Annotated in this window: 13 protein-coding genes; 7 read left to right on the top strand and 6 right to left on the bottom strand. The window is 63.3% G+C overall.

The window, feature by feature from the left end:
- The first annotated feature begins 12 nt into the window (after positions 1 to 12).
- The 6 genes from ACE3OK_RS00870 to ACE3OK_RS00845 all read left to right on the top strand — a co-directional run bounded on the left by ACE3OK_RS00870 (position 13) and on the right by ACE3OK_RS00845 (position 7,425).
- Positions 13 to 1,467 carry a DUF3375 domain-containing protein gene (locus ACE3OK_RS00870; protein ID WP_374247623.1) on the top strand — a complete coding sequence of 485 codons (1,455 nt, stop codon included), beginning with the start codon at positions 13 to 15 and terminating at the stop codon, positions 1,465 to 1,467.
- Between the two features lie 94 nt (positions 1,468 to 1,561).
- Complete coding sequence (locus ACE3OK_RS00865; protein WP_374247622.1) at positions 1,562 to 2,170, top strand: DUF4194 domain-containing protein; 609 nt, start codon at positions 1,562 to 1,564, stop codon at positions 2,168 to 2,170.
- Complete coding sequence (locus tag ACE3OK_RS00860; protein ID WP_374247621.1) at positions 2,163 to 5,555, top strand: ATP-binding protein; 3,393 nt, start codon at positions 2,163 to 2,165, stop codon at positions 5,553 to 5,555. Before ACE3OK_RS00865 ends, ACE3OK_RS00860 begins: the two co-directional genes overlap by 8 nt.
- Entirely contained in the window at positions 5,552 to 6,757 is a 1,206-nt protein-coding gene (locus ACE3OK_RS00855; protein ID WP_374247620.1) for a DUF3322 domain-containing protein, read from the top strand. The genes ACE3OK_RS00860 and ACE3OK_RS00855 overlap by 4 nt, the downstream gene beginning before the upstream one ends.
- 51 nt (positions 6,758 to 6,808) lie before the next feature.
- Entirely contained in the window at positions 6,809 to 7,084 is a 276-nt protein-coding gene (locus ACE3OK_RS00850) for a type II toxin-antitoxin system Phd/YefM family antitoxin (RefSeq protein WP_374247619.1), read from the top strand.
- Entirely contained in the window at positions 7,084 to 7,425 is a 342-nt protein-coding gene (locus ACE3OK_RS00845) for a type II toxin-antitoxin system RelE/ParE family toxin (protein ID WP_374247618.1), read from the top strand. The genes ACE3OK_RS00850 and ACE3OK_RS00845 overlap by 1 nt, the downstream gene beginning before the upstream one ends.
- Positions 7,426 to 7,648: 223 nt before the next feature.
- On the opposite strand, the gene ACE3OK_RS00840 is transcribed toward ACE3OK_RS00845, so the two are convergent.
- The 3 genes from ACE3OK_RS00840 to dbpA form a co-directional block, all read right to left on the bottom strand.
- A complete protein-coding gene (locus tag ACE3OK_RS00840) occupies positions 7,649 to 8,032 on the bottom strand; it encodes a YbjQ family protein (protein WP_374247617.1) in 384 nt (127 codons plus the stop codon).
- Positions 8,033 to 8,067: 35 nt separating this feature from the next.
- A complete protein-coding gene (lipA, locus tag ACE3OK_RS00835; RefSeq protein WP_374247616.1) occupies positions 8,068 to 9,132 on the bottom strand; it encodes a lipoyl synthase in 1,065 nt (354 codons plus the stop codon).
- Between the two features lie 75 nt (positions 9,133 to 9,207).
- Positions 9,208 to 10,584: an ATP-dependent RNA helicase DbpA gene (gene dbpA, locus ACE3OK_RS00830; protein ID WP_374247888.1), complete on the bottom strand. Its 1,377-nt coding sequence runs from the start codon at positions 10,582 to 10,584 to the stop codon at positions 9,208 to 9,210.
- A 106-nt stretch (positions 10,585 to 10,690) separates the two neighbouring features.
- On the opposite strand from dbpA, the gene ACE3OK_RS00825 reads away from it, so the two are divergent.
- Entirely contained in the window at positions 10,691 to 11,764 is a 1,074-nt protein-coding gene (locus tag ACE3OK_RS00825; RefSeq protein ID WP_374247615.1) for a hypothetical protein, read from the top strand.
- 6 nt (positions 11,765 to 11,770) lie between these two features.
- On the opposite strand, the gene ACE3OK_RS00820 is transcribed toward ACE3OK_RS00825, so the two are convergent.
- The 3 genes from ACE3OK_RS00820 to ACE3OK_RS00810 are packed head-to-tail and all read right to left on the bottom strand — an operon-like array spanning position 11,771 to position 14,287.
- Entirely contained in the window at positions 11,771 to 12,001 is a 231-nt protein-coding gene (locus ACE3OK_RS00820) for an RNA-binding S4 domain-containing protein (RefSeq protein ID WP_374247614.1), read from the bottom strand.
- Between the two features lie 19 nt (positions 12,002 to 12,020).
- The gene (locus ACE3OK_RS00815; RefSeq protein ID WP_374247613.1) at positions 12,021 to 12,638 is read right to left on the bottom strand and encodes a general secretion pathway protein GspB; all 618 of its coding nucleotides are present in this window, start codon (positions 12,636 to 12,638) and stop codon (positions 12,021 to 12,023) included.
- Between the two features lie 5 nt (positions 12,639 to 12,643).
- Complete coding sequence (locus ACE3OK_RS00810) at positions 12,644 to 14,287, bottom strand: AAA family ATPase (protein ID WP_374247612.1); 1,644 nt, start codon at positions 14,285 to 14,287, stop codon at positions 12,644 to 12,646.
- Positions 14,288 to 14,393 lie beyond the last annotated feature (106 nt).

Here is a 14,393-nt window from a genome sequence, read left to right as displayed (position 1 = left end):
GTGGACTGACTGGTGTCCCTCGACTTCGCCACCCTCGATGCACTGCGCACCCACCACCCCGCGTGGCGGCTGTTGCGCTCGGATCATGCACCGCTGGTGGCGAGTTTTCTGCAGCGGGTGTTCGTGGCACCGAATGTGCGGGTGATGGCAGCGGCGGATTTGGCGGAGGCGTTGGAGGATGAGTTGTATGCCTTGCGCCTGCACTTGGGCGAAACCGCCTTTCCCAAACCGGCGCTGGAGTACCTGAACGACTGGGCCGCACCCGACAAGGGCTGGCTGCGCAAGTTCTACCGCCCCGGCACAGACGAGGCACAATTCGATTTGACCCCCGCCACCGAAAAGGCCATTGCCTGGCTGGCGCAGCTCAGCGAGCGGCAGTTCGTCGGCACCGAATCGCGCCTGCTCACGCTGTTTGACCTGCTCAAGCAAATGAGTGAAGGCAGCGAGGCTGACCCTGCCAAACGCATTGCCGAACTGCACAAAAAGCGTGATGACATCGACGCCGAGATCGCCCGGGTGCTCTCAGGCGATGTGCCGTTGCTGGACGACACGGCGGTGAAAGATCGCTTCCAGCAGTTCATGCAGGGAGCGCGCGAGTTACTCACCGACTTCCGCGAGGTGGAGCACAACTTCCGTCAGTTGGACCGGCGCGTGCGCGAGCGCATCGCGCTGTGGGAGGGCAGCAAGGGCGCGCTGCTGGAAGACATCATGGGTGAGCGCGATGCGATTGCCGATTCCGATCAGGGCAAGAGTTTCCGCGCCTTCTGGGATTTTTTGCTGTCCAGCCGTCGGCAGGAAGAATTGACCGAGTTGCTGGATCGCGTGCTCGCACTGCCCGCGGTGGCGGACCTGAATCCGGATGCCCGCACCCGCCGCGTGCATTACGACTGGATGGAAGCGGGCGAGCATACCCAGCGCACTGTCGCGGCCTTGTCACAGCAATTGCGCCGCTTTCTGGATGACCAGGCCTGGCTGGAAAACCGCCGCATCATGGATATCTTGCACGGCATCGAGAGCAAGGCGCTGGCGCTACGCGATGCTCCCCCACCAGGCAACGTGATGGAAATGGCTGAGTCCTGCGCCGATATAGAGCTGGCAATGGAGCGGCCCCTGTTCACACCGGCCATTAAACCGGTGATTGCTGATCTGGCCTTGCAAACGGGTGATGAAGATATTGACCCATCGGCATTGTTCGATCAGGTGGTTGTCGACAAGGCGCGGCTTACCCGCCATATCCGCCACGCTTTGCAAGATCGCGCCCAAATTACTTTGAGTGAGCTGGTGGCGAATCAGCCCTTGCAACAGGGACTGGCTGAGTTGGTGGCCTATCTGCAATTGGGCAGTGAAGCATTCAACACCGTGGTGGACGAAGACACCTCCGAACCCATCCGCTGGCAGACCGTGGCAACGGATGGTCAAGCCATTACCCGCTGTGCGCGGCTGCCCCGCGTGATCTTCATGCGCTGAAAAAGAACAAGATCTGAGGCAAGGGATGGAAGAAGAATTATTGAACACAACATCGACTGCACACCCGATAGTGACTCCAGCCGCTGATTTGTCAGTGTTGCTGATCGGCTTGCTCAAAGGCGTGCTCTACCGGGATGGCGATGAACGCCAATGGGCAGCATTGCTGAACCTGCAAGCACGCGTGCGTGATTACGTGGCAGTGTTGAATCTTGATCTGGTTCTCGATGAGGCAGAAGGCTATGCCTTTCTGAAAAGCCGTCCTGAGCCGGCCGACGACGATCCATCTCCACGGTTGCCTCGCTTGGTGGCGCGCCGCCCGCTGTCCTTCGCCGTGAGTTTGTTGCTTGCCCTGTTGCGCAAGAAACTGGCCGAGTTCGACGCAGGCGGTGGAGACACACGGCTGGTGCTATCCCGCGACGACATCGTGGAACTGGTGCGGGTGTTCCTGCCCGATGGCCCGAATGAAGCCAAACTGATCGATCAGATCGAGACCACGATCAACAAGGTGGTCGAACTGGGTTTTCTGCAGAAGCTCAAATCCGCCGGTGGCACGGCGGTCGGGCCAGCCACTTACGAGGTGCGGCGGATTCTGAAAGCCTTTGTCGACGCCCAATGGCTGGCCGAATTCGATACGCGCCTGGCCACGTATCAGTCTCAGTTGGCGGGGGTGAGCAACACCAAGGAAGGTGCTGGCCATGAATGATCCGCAATCACTGGGGCTGGACTTCTGCGCCGATGACACGTTGTCGGGCTTTCGGCTTATGCGGCTGGAGGCATTCAACTGGGGCACCTTTGACGGCCGGGTGTGGACGCTGCAATTGGATGGCAAGAATGGCTTGCTGACGGGTGATATTGGCTCGGGAAAATCCACCTTGGTGGATGCCATTACCACTCTGCTGGTGCCTGCCAACCGGATCGCCTACAACAAGGCAGCCGGCGCTGACAGTAAGGAAAGAACTCTGCGTTCCTACGTGCTTGGGCACTACAAATCCGAGCGCAATGAAGTTACCGGCGCGGCCAAGCCGGTGAGCCTGCGCGACCACAACAACTACTCGGTGATCTTGGGTGTTTTCCACAACGCGGGCTACGACCAGACGGTGACGCTGGCGCAGGTGTTCTGGATGAAGGAGGCTCAGGGGCAACCAGCGCGGTTCTTCTTGGGCGCAGAACGTGCGCTATCTATTGCGACTGACTTTTCGCATTTCGGGTCGGACATTGCCCAACTGCGAAAGAAGCTGCGCGGGCTTGGCGCTGAATTGCACGACAGCTTTCCACCCTATGCGGCGTGGTTTCGTCGTCGCTTCGGCATTGAAAACGATCAGGCGCTGGAGTTGTTTCACCAGACGGTGTCGATGAAGTCCGTGGGCAACCTGACAGACTTCGTGCGCAGCCACATGCTTGAACCCTTCGAGGTTGGCCCGCGACTGCAAGCCTTGATCGGCCACTTCGATGATCTCAATCGCGCCCATCAGGCCGTGCTGAAAACCCAGCGGCAGGTCGAATTCCTTACGCCTCTGATTGATGACTGTGGCCGCCACAAGGCGCTGGCAGCCGAGGTCGACCGTCTGCGCGGCTGCCGGGATAGTCTGAGGCCCCACTTTGCGGGCCTGAAGCTTGGGCTTATCGATAAACGGCTGGGCTCGCTGGCAGAAGAATGGGAGCGTGTGGATGCTCAAGTACAAAAACTGGATGCTGTGCAGGAGACGCAAGGCCAGCAAATAGATGAACTGAAACAGGCCATCAACGACAACGGCGGCGACCGACTGGAACGCCTTGCCGTCGAAATTCGAAAAAAAGAGCAGCTGCGGGATACCCGTAAAGCCAAGGCCAGTCGCTATGGTGAACTGGCCGCCGTACTGGGTGAGCCACCTGCGACCGATACCACCACCTTCGTCATGCAGCGCGGCAAGTATCAAAACTGGCGCGAGGATGCACGCAACCGCGATGCGGATCTGCAAAACACCCTCACTGAACACGGTGTGACTTTGCGCCAAGGCAAGCAAGAGCACGACCAACAGACTTTGGAGATCGACAGCCTCAAGCGCCGCCGCAGCAACATTGATGACCAGCAAATCCAGATCCGCGCCACGATGTGTGCGGCACTAGGATTGAACGTGGAGGAAATGCCGTTTGCTGGAGAATTGATTCAGGTGCGTGAAGATGAGCGCGATTGGGAAGGCGCTGCCGAACGTTTGCTGCGCGGCTTCGGTCTGGCACTACTGGTTCCGGATGCGCATTACAAGGCCGTAGCCGAATGGGTGGATGGTGCTCATCTGCGTGGCCGCCTGGTGTACTTTCATGTTCGGTCACGCAAGTCCGCTGAACTGCCCGACCTCCACCGTGATTCCTTGGTCCGCAAGTTGGCGATCAAGCCAGATTCGCCGCACTACGATTGGCTGGAACGCGAACTGGCCCATCGGTTTGACGTCGCGTGTTGCGCCACGCAAGAGCAATTCCGTCGCGAGACCCGCGCCATCACCCGCGCGGGCCAGATCAAAGACCCGAGTGGCCGACATGAAAAGGATGACCGTCACCGTATTGATGATCGCAGCCGCTATGTACTGGGCTGGAGCAATAGTGCCAAGATCGCGGCACTGGAGGCCAAGCGCCGCCAGCTGGAAGCGCGGCTCGGCGAGGTTGGCAGTGAAATCGGTATTGTCCAGAAACAACGTGATGAGCTCGCCAGCCGTCTTGATGCGCTGACCCGTCTCGAAGAGTTTACGGCGTTCGACGAGCAGGATTGGGCCAGCGTTGCCACCGAGATTGCACAGTTGGTGGATGAACGCAACCGGCTGGAGTCAGCATCGGATGTACTCAAACAGTTGAACGAAAACCTGCGCACCTTGCAGAAAGAGCAGAAGGAGACTGTGGAAGCCTTGCAGGCTGCGCGCGAGAAGCGGGCCAAGGTAGAGCAGCGGCGCTCTGACGCGCAAGACCTGCGGCAGCAAACCATGGAGCGGCTTCATGGTTTTGTCATCGACGATGCGTTATTGGCAAAGCTCGAAGCCATGCGCGCCGAGGCATTGGGGGAACACCAACTCACGGTTGAATCCTGTGATAACCGCGAGCAGGACGTGCGCACTTGGCTGCAGTCAAGGATCGACGCCGAAGACTTGAAGCTCAAACGTCTGGCGGAGAAGATCATCAAAGCCATGGCCTCCTTCAAGGAGACATTCAAGCTGGAGACGGCCGAGATGGATGCCAGCCTTGAAGCGGCCTTTGAGTATGAAAACCTGCTGACGCAATTGAACCGCGACGATCTGCCGCGTTTTGTTTCGCGCTTCAAGGAACTGCTCAACGTCAACACCATCAACGAAATCGCGAACTTCAATGCTCAGTTGGCCCGCGAGCGCGAAACCATCAAGGAGCGCATCGCCCACATCAACAAATCGCTGGGCGAGATCGACTACAACCCTGGCCGCTACATCGTGCTGGAGTCGCAGGCCAGCCCTGACGCCGAGATCCGCGACTTCCAACAGGAATTACGCGCCTGCACCGAAGGCGCTGTCACAGGTTCGGATGATGCCCAGTATTCCGAGGCAAAATTCCTGCAGGTCAAGGCGATCATCGACCGTTTCCGGGGGCGCGAAGGGTTGTCCGAACAGGATCGCCGCTGGACGGCGAAAGTCACCGATGTGCGCAACTGGTTCCTGTTCGCCGCCAGCGAGCGCTGGCGTGAGGACAACAGCGAGCACGAGCATTACTCAGACTCCGGTGGCAAGTCGGGCGGGCAAAAGGAGAAATTGGCGTACACCATTCTGGCCGCCAGTCTGGCCTACCAGTTTGGCTTGGAGTGGGGGGAGGTCCGTTCTCGGTCCTTCCGCTTCGTGGTCATTGATGAGGCCTTCGGGCGCGGTTCTGATGAATCCGCCCAATACGGACTGAAGCTGTTCCAGCAACTCAACCTGCAACTGTTGATCGTGACTCCTCTGCAGAAGATCCACATCATCGAGCCCTATGTCTCCAGCGTCGGCTTCGTCCATAACGAAGGGGGACGAGCATCGAAGCTGCGCAATCTGTCCATCGAGGAATACCGCGCACAGAAGGCCTTGATGCCAGCCCAATCTGCGCAGGAGTCTGAGCCGTGACTTGGACTGGCCCCAAAGAATTGAAAGCCCAGTTGGCGCGGCTTTGGGAGCGCGGCGAATTGCTGCGAGACGCAGTGACGGGCAATGTGCGTTTTCCTTTGCGCATCTCCCTCAAGTCCCCAACTTCAGCGGACATCACAGATCATTTTAACGAAGTTCGCGATTGGGCCGCCGAATTGGCCGCAACGAACTCAGTGCGCGTGGAGTGGCAGGAGCTCAGGCACCGTGTCCAGGGCGCGCAAAAGTTACCGGCTTGTGTGTGGGTCGAGACGCTAGAAGATGCGTTGACCTGGTTAGGTAAACGGAAAGATTGGGAACGCTTTTCGGCACAGGTTTCCACTACTCGGCAAACCCATCCAGCCTTGCTGCCGTGGTTAGAGAAGCGCCCGCTGCAGGCGCTGGAGCTGTCCGCCGAATGGCCTCGATTGCTGGCCGTGGTGGCGTGGCTCGTCGATCATCCACGTCCTGGCATTTATCTGCGGCAGGTGGATTTGCCCGGTGTTAACAGCAAATTCATCGAAGCACATCGTGGCGTGCTGGCCGAGTTGCTCGATCTGGCATTACCAGTCTATGCAGTGGATTCTGGCAAAACCGGTATCAGCCAGTTTTCTGCTCGATACGGCTTTCTGGAAAAGCCGACGCGCATTCGCTTCCGCGTGCTTGATCCGTCGATTCGGGTCGTCCCCGGTTTGACATCGCCCGACGTGACGCTGGATGCCGATAGCTTTAGCCGACTGGATCTCGGCGTGCGGCGTGTCTTCATCACAGAAAACGAGACCAACTTCCTGGCCTTTCCACCTGTTTGCAATGCCATCGTGATTTTTGGTGCAGGGTATGGATGGGATGCACTGGCCCGCAGTCATTGGCTAAATAACTGCTCAATCCATTATTGGGGTGACATCGACACGCATGGCTTTGGCATTCTGGATCAGCTTCGCGGCCACTTTGAGCACGTGACTTCGTTCTTGATGGACAGGGCCACGCTTGATGCGCACGCTCCCATTTGGGGAAGCGAGGACAAACCTCTTCGCGTGGACTTGCACCGGCTCACCCCCGAGGAGAGAGCCCTCTACGACGACCTGCGCGACAACCGCATTCGCGCTGGACTGCGTCTAGAACAGGAGCACATCGGTTTCCACTGGCTATCTCATCGCCTTCAACACCTTGATGGCATGACGGCATCCGATTCGGGTGCCTTGTAATGAGACTATAAAAAGACTATATTAAGTCTCAATCAAATCCAGGGCACAGCCATGCGCTACTCATCACAGGTCAAGCCGATCAGCTATCTCAAGGCCAACGCTGCGGAGGTTCTGACGCACCTCGCGGAGCAACGTGAACCCATGGTCATCACCCAAAACGGTGAGGCCAAGGCTGTGCTGCAGGACGTCGCCTCGTTCGAAGAGACGCAAGAAACACTAGCCTTGCTGAAAATCCTCGCGCTAGGCAATCAGGACGTGGCTGCTGGCAAGGTCAAACCCGTGGCCGACGTTGTTGCCCGCCTTCGCGCCAAGCGAGCCGCAGTCTGATGGCTGGCACGCCCGCCAAGTTCGAAGTCCTGCTTACCGAGGGTGCGGAGCAGGATTTAGAGGCCATCCACGACTACATCGCCGAATTCGACTGCGTGGCCAACGCCAACTATGTGTTGGATGAGTTGATGAGCGTTGTGGAGAGTCTGTCCAAATTCCCGGAACGCGGCAGCTATCCGAAGGAACTGGTCGGTCTTGGCATCAAAGAATACCGCCAGACCTTCTTCAAACCGTACCGCTTGATTTACCGCATCACGGGCAGCCAGGTCATCATCTACCTGATTGCTGATGGCCGCCGCGATATGCAGTCAGTGTTGGCAAGACGGCTGCTTGGCGCTTGAACCACAGCAACACGCAGCAGTGCTCATTGGCCCCAATAGCGAGTGATTTGGTTGTAAACTCCACACCACCATCTATGCAGCAGTCGGTCTCCGAATCGGACTCAATCCGCTGGTCCTGGGTTCGATTCCCAGCCAACCCACCATCTGTGCAGCAGTCGGTCTCCGAATCGGACTCGATCCGCTCGCCTTGGGATCGATTCCCGGCCAACCCACGATCAGCGCATCAATGCGCGTGGGGTTCCACCACCACTGCGGTGCCGTAACACAACACTTCGGTCAGGCCGGTCATCAGTTCGGTGGCGTCGTAGCGCATCGCCACGATGCCGTTCGCCCCCAGTTTGCGGGCGTGCTGGAGCATGTCGCGGTAGGTTTCCAGCCGCGCCTGTTCGCACAGTTCGGTGTAGATGGTGATGTTGCCGCCAAGCAGGGATTGCAGGCCGCCGAAGAAGTTGCCGACGATCGAGCGCGAGCGCACGGTGATGCCGCGCACGATGCCGAGGTTGCGCACGATGCGGTGGCCGGGCAATTCCGGTGCGGTGGTCACCATGGTGTCGTCCAGCAGCAGGCTGGCACGCAGGGGCGGGGCGGAGTTGTAGGGGTCGGACATGGGCGGCTCCGGTGTATCGATGGCAGCGTGCGGGTTCAGCAGCGCAGCGATTGCATGGTGGCCGCCGATTCGCGGATGGCGTCGAGCACCGCTTCGCGTTGCTTGCCGGGTGCCGCGTCCAGGCCCACGTTGTCTTGTTCCAGCACGCGCTCTGCGCGGTAGCTGGAGCGCACCAGCGGGCCGGACACGGCTTCGAGGAAGCCCTTGGACAGCGCCAGTTCGCGATAGGCATGGAACTGCTCGGGGCTGACGAAGCGCTCCACCGGCAGGTGGTTTTTGGTCGGGCGCATGTACTGGCCCATCGTCACCACGTCCACGTCGGCCGCGCGCATGTCGTCCAGCGCCTGTTCGATTTCATCGTCGGTCTCGCCCAGGCCCAGCATCAGGCTGGTCTTGGTGATGACGTTGGGGTCGTGGCGCTTGGCGAACTTCAGCACGTCCAGCGTTTGCTCATAGCCGGCGCGGGGGTCGCGCACCGGATGGGTGAGCCGCTTCACCGTCTCCAGGTTCTGGGCGAAGGTGGCCAGGCCGGCATCGAGCACGGTGGCCACGTGCGCATGCACGCCCTGGAAGTCGGGCGTGAGGGCTTCGATGGCGGTGTCCGGCATGGTCAGGTGGATGGCACGGATGCAGTTGGCGTAATGGCCGGCACCCAGGTCGGGCAGATCATCGCGATCCACCGAGGTGAGCACCACGTACTTCAGGCCCATCAACCGCACCGCGTCGGCCACGTGCGCGGGCTCCAGCGGGTCCAGCCAGCCCTTCGGATTGCCGGTGTTGACCGAACAGAACTTGCAGGCACGGGTGCATACCGAGCCCATCAGCATCAAGGTGGCGGTGCCGCGTTCCCAGCATTCGGCGATGTTGGGGCATTTGGACTCGGCGCAGACCGTGGAGAGCTTGTGCGAGGTCACGATATCCATGACTTCGCGGTATTTGGCGCCGTTGGGCAGGCGCACGCGCAGCCACGGCGGCTTGGGGCCGGCGTCGGGCAGGGTGCTGAGGGCATTGGGCTTGATGCCGTCCAGCACTGCAAGCGTGCCTTGCGGGCTGACGATCTTGCTGCCGGAAGCGGGGCGGGACGGTGATGAATTGCTCATGGGGAACCTCGCCTGCGTGGGGCAGGGCACGGGCGGCCATTGTAACGGAGCCGCCGGTGATGGCCTGCAGACGGGTCAGAGCAGGTGCACCCGGAACTTGCGGCCCTTGATCCTGCCGGCACGCAGCCGCTCCAGCGCATGTGCCGCCTGTTTGCGGGCGATGGCCACGTAGCTGCGGGTGGGATAGACGTCGATCTTGCCGACCGCGTCCTTCGCCAGCCCGGCCTCGCCGGTGAGTGCGCCGACGATGTCGCCGGGGCGCAGCTTGTCGGTACGGCCGGCATCGATGCGCAGCGTTGCCATCGCCGCCTGCGGCACCCCGCGCGGCTTGCCTTCCAGCGCGGCGATGCGTTCGAAGCGGATCGGGTTTCCCTGGCGCTCCTCGATCAGCGCGGCGCGGTTGCGTTCGCCGGGCGCGACCAGGCTCAACGCCAGCCCGTCGCGGCCGGCGCGGCCGGTGCGGCCGATGCGGTGCAGGTAGGTGTCCGCATCCGTAGGCAGTTCGTAGTTCACCACCGCGCCGATGTCGTCGATGTCCAGCCCGCGCGCGGCCACGTCACTGGCCACCAGCACATTGCAGCTGCGGTTGGAAAAGCGCACCAGCACCTCCTCGCGGTCGCGCTGTTCCATGTCGCCGTGCAGCGCCAGCGCGGTGAAGCCGTAGTGCGCCAGCGAGCCCACCACTTCCTCGGTGTCCTTGCGCATGTTGCAGAACACCACGGTGGATTCCGGGTTGAACTGCAGCAGCAGTGCGGCCAGCTGCGGCGCGCGACGGGCGGGTTCGGCCTCGAAGAAATGCGTTTCGATGGTGCCGGGCTGGGCGCCGCCGCCGACGCTGACTTCCCGCGGCTCGCGCAGCATCGCGGTGGCAAGCGCGCGGATGGCGTCGGGGTAGGTGGCCGAGAACAGCAGGCTTTGCCGCGTTTTCGGGGTGCGCTTGACCAGCGCGCGGATCGGCTCGTCGAAGCCCATGTCCAGCATGCGGTCGGCCTCGTCCAGCACCAGCACGCGCACCCCGCGCAGGTCCAGCGCATCCTTCTGCACCAGCTCCAGCACCCGTCCCGGCGTGCCCACCACCACCTGCGGCGCGTGCGCCAGCGAGGCCAGTTGCGGCGCCAGCGGGATGCCGCCGCACAGCACCGACAGCTTGAGGTTGGCAATGCCGGTGGCCAGTTTGCGCAGCTGTTTGCCCACCTGGTCGGCCAGCTCGCGGGTGGGGCAGAGCACCAGCGCCTGCGTGCCGCCGGCCGCGGGGTCGATCCGTTGCAGCAGGCCCAGCCCGAACGCGGCGGTCTTGCCGCTGCCGGTGGGCGCCTGCGCGACCAGGTCGCGGCCTTCGAGGATGGCCGGCAGCGCCTGCGCCTGGATGGGCGTGAGGGTGGTGTAGCCGAGTGCGTCGAGGCCGGCGCGCAGGGTGGGCGCAAGGGCGAGGTCGGCGAAGGTGGCGGGCATGGTCATCGCCCATGATCGCATTTCATTCCCGGATTCATCCCAAGTTGTGGGCATCCCACCGGCGGCACACTAGACTTGCACCGGAATTCCAGCCTTGAAGCCGCCGATGTCGTTTCGTTGGGCCTTTTACCTTGCGTGTGTGCTGGTGGTGGCGTGCGGCCGCCAGCCGGAGCCTGCCCAGACCAGCGCCAATGCCGGTGTCATGGCGCCGCCGGCACCGGAAGTGCAACGCAAGCCGCAGGCCGAGATCGACTGGTCGCCGATGCCGCTGGAGGCAGGTGATGCCTCGATTGATTGCAGTGCCGATTATCCGCACGGCGACGGCCGGCCGGTGCTGTCGCTGGCGTATCTGGACCTGCGCACCGCGATGCAGGATTGCCGTGCCACCGGGTTGCTGCGGCTGCGCTACAAGGGCCAGATCACCCCCAGTTTCGCCGCACTGGCGGAGCGCGCCGGCAAGGTGGCGGGCGAGCTTGGCATCGGCAAGCGGATCCTCGACATCGATTCCGGCGGCGGCAGCGTGGAATCGGCGATGCGGGCCGGTGACGCCATCGGCGAGAACGATTGGACGATCTGGGTGCGCGGCGATTCGGTGTGCCACAGCGCCTGCGTGTTGTTGCTGGCGGCCGGCGACATGCGCGTGATCGTGGGCCCGGTGGGCGTGCACCGGATGATCCGGGTGAAGTCGACCGCTACCTCGCGCAAGGAATTGGGGCAGGAGTTGCGCCGGCTCAGCGATGAGTTGCGCAATTATCTGGAGCGCAACGGCGCATCCATCGAGGTCTACGACCTGATGACCACGGTGCCCAACCGCACCCTGCGCATTCTCACCGATGACGAGCTGGAAAAGTTCGGCCTGTCCGGTGCCAATGCGGTGGAGGACGACCTCGACCGCATCCGCCTGGCGCGTCGTTGCGGGATCGAGTTCCTGCAACGTCGTGATGCGTTCCGGCGTGCCTATGAAGCGCAGTGCATGCAGCCGGCGGATGCCGCCAGCCAGGACGTGGCCGACATCAATGCCTGCGGGTTGGGTTTGCGTGGCCGCTATGGCTTCCCCGACCCGAAGTGCCCGGTGGAAAGCCCGATGGCCGAACTGGACGGCGCGATCCTGATGCCGCTGCAAGCCTCGCCCCCGGAGGGTGCCGACGCACCCGCCGCCAAGCGGGTGGCGCACCCGTAAGCAGGCTCAGGGGCGGCCGGCATGCACCCGGATGTCGGTATCCCCCACGCGCACCACCTGTCCGCTGCGGATTTTCGCGGTCTTGCGCAGTTCCACCGCGCCGTCCACGTGCACCGCGCCACTGGCGACGAGTTGCTTGCCGGCACCGCCGGAGTCGCACAGGCCGGCCAGCTTGAGCAGTTGGTTGAGTTCGATGAACGCGTGGCGGGGGTCGAGCTCGAAATCGATGGCGGTCATGGGGGTCACGGCAAGGGTGTCACGGCAGGGGAATGTGGGCGCGTTGGCCATCGCGTTCGATCACCACGCCCTTGCGGTCGATGGCGATGACTTGCAGCGTGCCGTTGCGGTCGCCTTCGCCCATGCGCTGACCGTCGAGGATGACGAAGCGCTTGCCCGCGTCGGCATCCCACATGTGCATGCTCAGCTTCACCGGCGGCAGCGCAGTGGTGGCGATGTCGGGCGTGGCACCGGTGGCGGCCGGTACGGCACGTGCGGTGCTGGCGGGCGGCACTGCGGCGGGGAGCGTGGACGGCGTGGCAGGAGGTGGCTGCACGGCCGGCAAGTCGGCGGTGGCCGGAGGCGTGGCAGCGGGCGGCAGGGCAACAGGCTGGGTGGCGATGGCCGGTGCCGCGATGACGGGTGCGGGCGCGGTGGTGGCCGGGGGCGCGATGCGGTCGCGCTCGCCGGCACGCTTGCCCATCCAGCCCGCCAATGCCAGCAGGCCGAGGAAGGCCACGACCACCGGCCACACCAGCCAGGGAATCGGACGCGTGCGGCGGGCCGGTGCGGGGGGCAATTCCATCGCCACGTCGGGCGTGCTGTCGCGCCGCCGTTCGGCTTCGGATTTGCGCAGGGCTTCCAGGATCAACGACATCGCATTTACTCCAACACCCGCAGCAAATGCGGGCCGGGCAGGCCATTGGCCAATGCCATCAGGGTCAGGTTGCCGGCGTGCCCATCTGCCGGCAGGCCGCGGGCGGTCTGGAAGGCGCGTACCGCTTCGCGCAGGCGGGCATCGTAGGTTGCGTTGGCGCTGGCGGCCTGCGGCAACAGGCGCAGCCACAACCAATCCACGGCGGGGCCGCGGGTGCCGGTGTCGGGGGCATCGCGCAGCACCGCCGGGCCGCGCCACAGGCCGGCAAAACGGCCGTCCCAGTGCGCCAGCAGGGTGCTGCGGTCCAGTTGCAGGTCGCGGCTGCCCAGCCGCAGCCGCACGTTGCGCGCATCCGCCCCCAGCAGCAGTACCCAGGGGCGTGCCTGCCCGGCATGCAGTTGCAGCAGCATGGGGCGATCCAGCGCCAGCAAGGTGTCCAGCCGTGCACTGCCTTGCACGCAATGCAGGTCCACCTGCGTGGGTGCGCAGGTCCCGGTGGAGGACAGCGTGATCGCGCTGGCGGGCAGGGCCCACTGATCGAGCAGCTGTTTCCAGGCCGGTGCCGGAGACGTGTCGAGGGTTTGGATATGGGCGACGAAGGCGGCGGCTGCCACGGTAGCCACGGCGGCAGGCGTCACGGCAGTCGCCGCCGGCGGCGTGGCGGTGCTGGAAGGAGGTGCGGGAGGGGCGGCCAGCGCGGCTGCGGCGTGGTCACGCAACTGCACGCCGATCGCCACCGCCAAGGCGGTGGCGGCGGCAGTCACCAGCCACGGCCAACGCTTGCGCGGCGTCGTGGGGGGCAGCACCTCGTCGGCGGCAAGCCCGATCAGCGCGGCATCGATGCTGATGGCGTCGCGCGCATAGCCGGCCAGCAGCGCGCGTTCGGCAATCACGTTGAGCAGGCGCGGCACGCCGCCGGAACGCCGGTGCAGGCGTTGCACCGCCTTGGCATCGAAGGGAAAACGTGTGCCGCCGGCCACCCGCCAGCGGTGCCGCAGGTAGGCATCGGTTTCGCGCGCATCCAGCGGCTGCAAGTGGAAGCGCGCGGTGATGCGTTGTGCCAGCTGGCGCAGCTCCGGGCGCGCCAACAGGGTGCGCAGCTCCGGCTGGCCCAGCAGCAGCACCTGCAGCAGTTTCTGGGTATCGGTTTCCAGGTTGGTGAGCAGGCGCACCTGCTCCAACGTGTCGGCCGGCAGGTTCTGCGCCTCGTCGATCAGCACCACCACCCGCAAGCCCTGCGCATAGGCGTCGAGCAGGAACGCGTTGAGCGTATCGATCAGCGCCTTGCTGCTGCCGCGCTTGCCTTCGATGTCGATGCGCAGCTCTTCGCAGATGGTCTCCAGCAGCTCGGTGGCGTTCTGCTTCGGATTCAGCACCAGCGCGATGCGTGCATGCTCCGGCAACTGTTCCAGCAGCAACCGGCTGAGCGTGGTCTTGCCGGTGCCCACCTCGCCGGTGAGCTGCACGAACCCGCCGCCGCCGCCCTTGTCGATGCCGAACAGCAAATGCGCCAGGGCATCCCGGTGGCGCTCGCTCAAATGCACGAAGCGCGGGTCCGGGGTGATGGAAAAGGGCGGCTCGTTCAGGCCGTAATAGCGCAGATACATGGGGGCTAGCGTGCCATGTCCGGCGGTCTGGTGCGACCGCATGCCGCACGATCCTCGTCGGGATGGTGCCGGTGGCGTGAAAGGGTATCCAGTTGTCGTGTCGTTGTGGGGCGAAAGTGGCGGGTGCTAGAGTCCGCACCTGCCGGAG

Source organism: Thermomonas sp. (genome assembly GCF_041905325.1).
Taxonomy (GTDB): Bacteria; Pseudomonadota; Gammaproteobacteria; order Xanthomonadales; family Xanthomonadaceae; genus Thermomonas.
The sequence above is the reverse complement of the archived record's forward strand: the minus strand, read 5'-3'. Positions and strand labels throughout refer to the sequence as shown.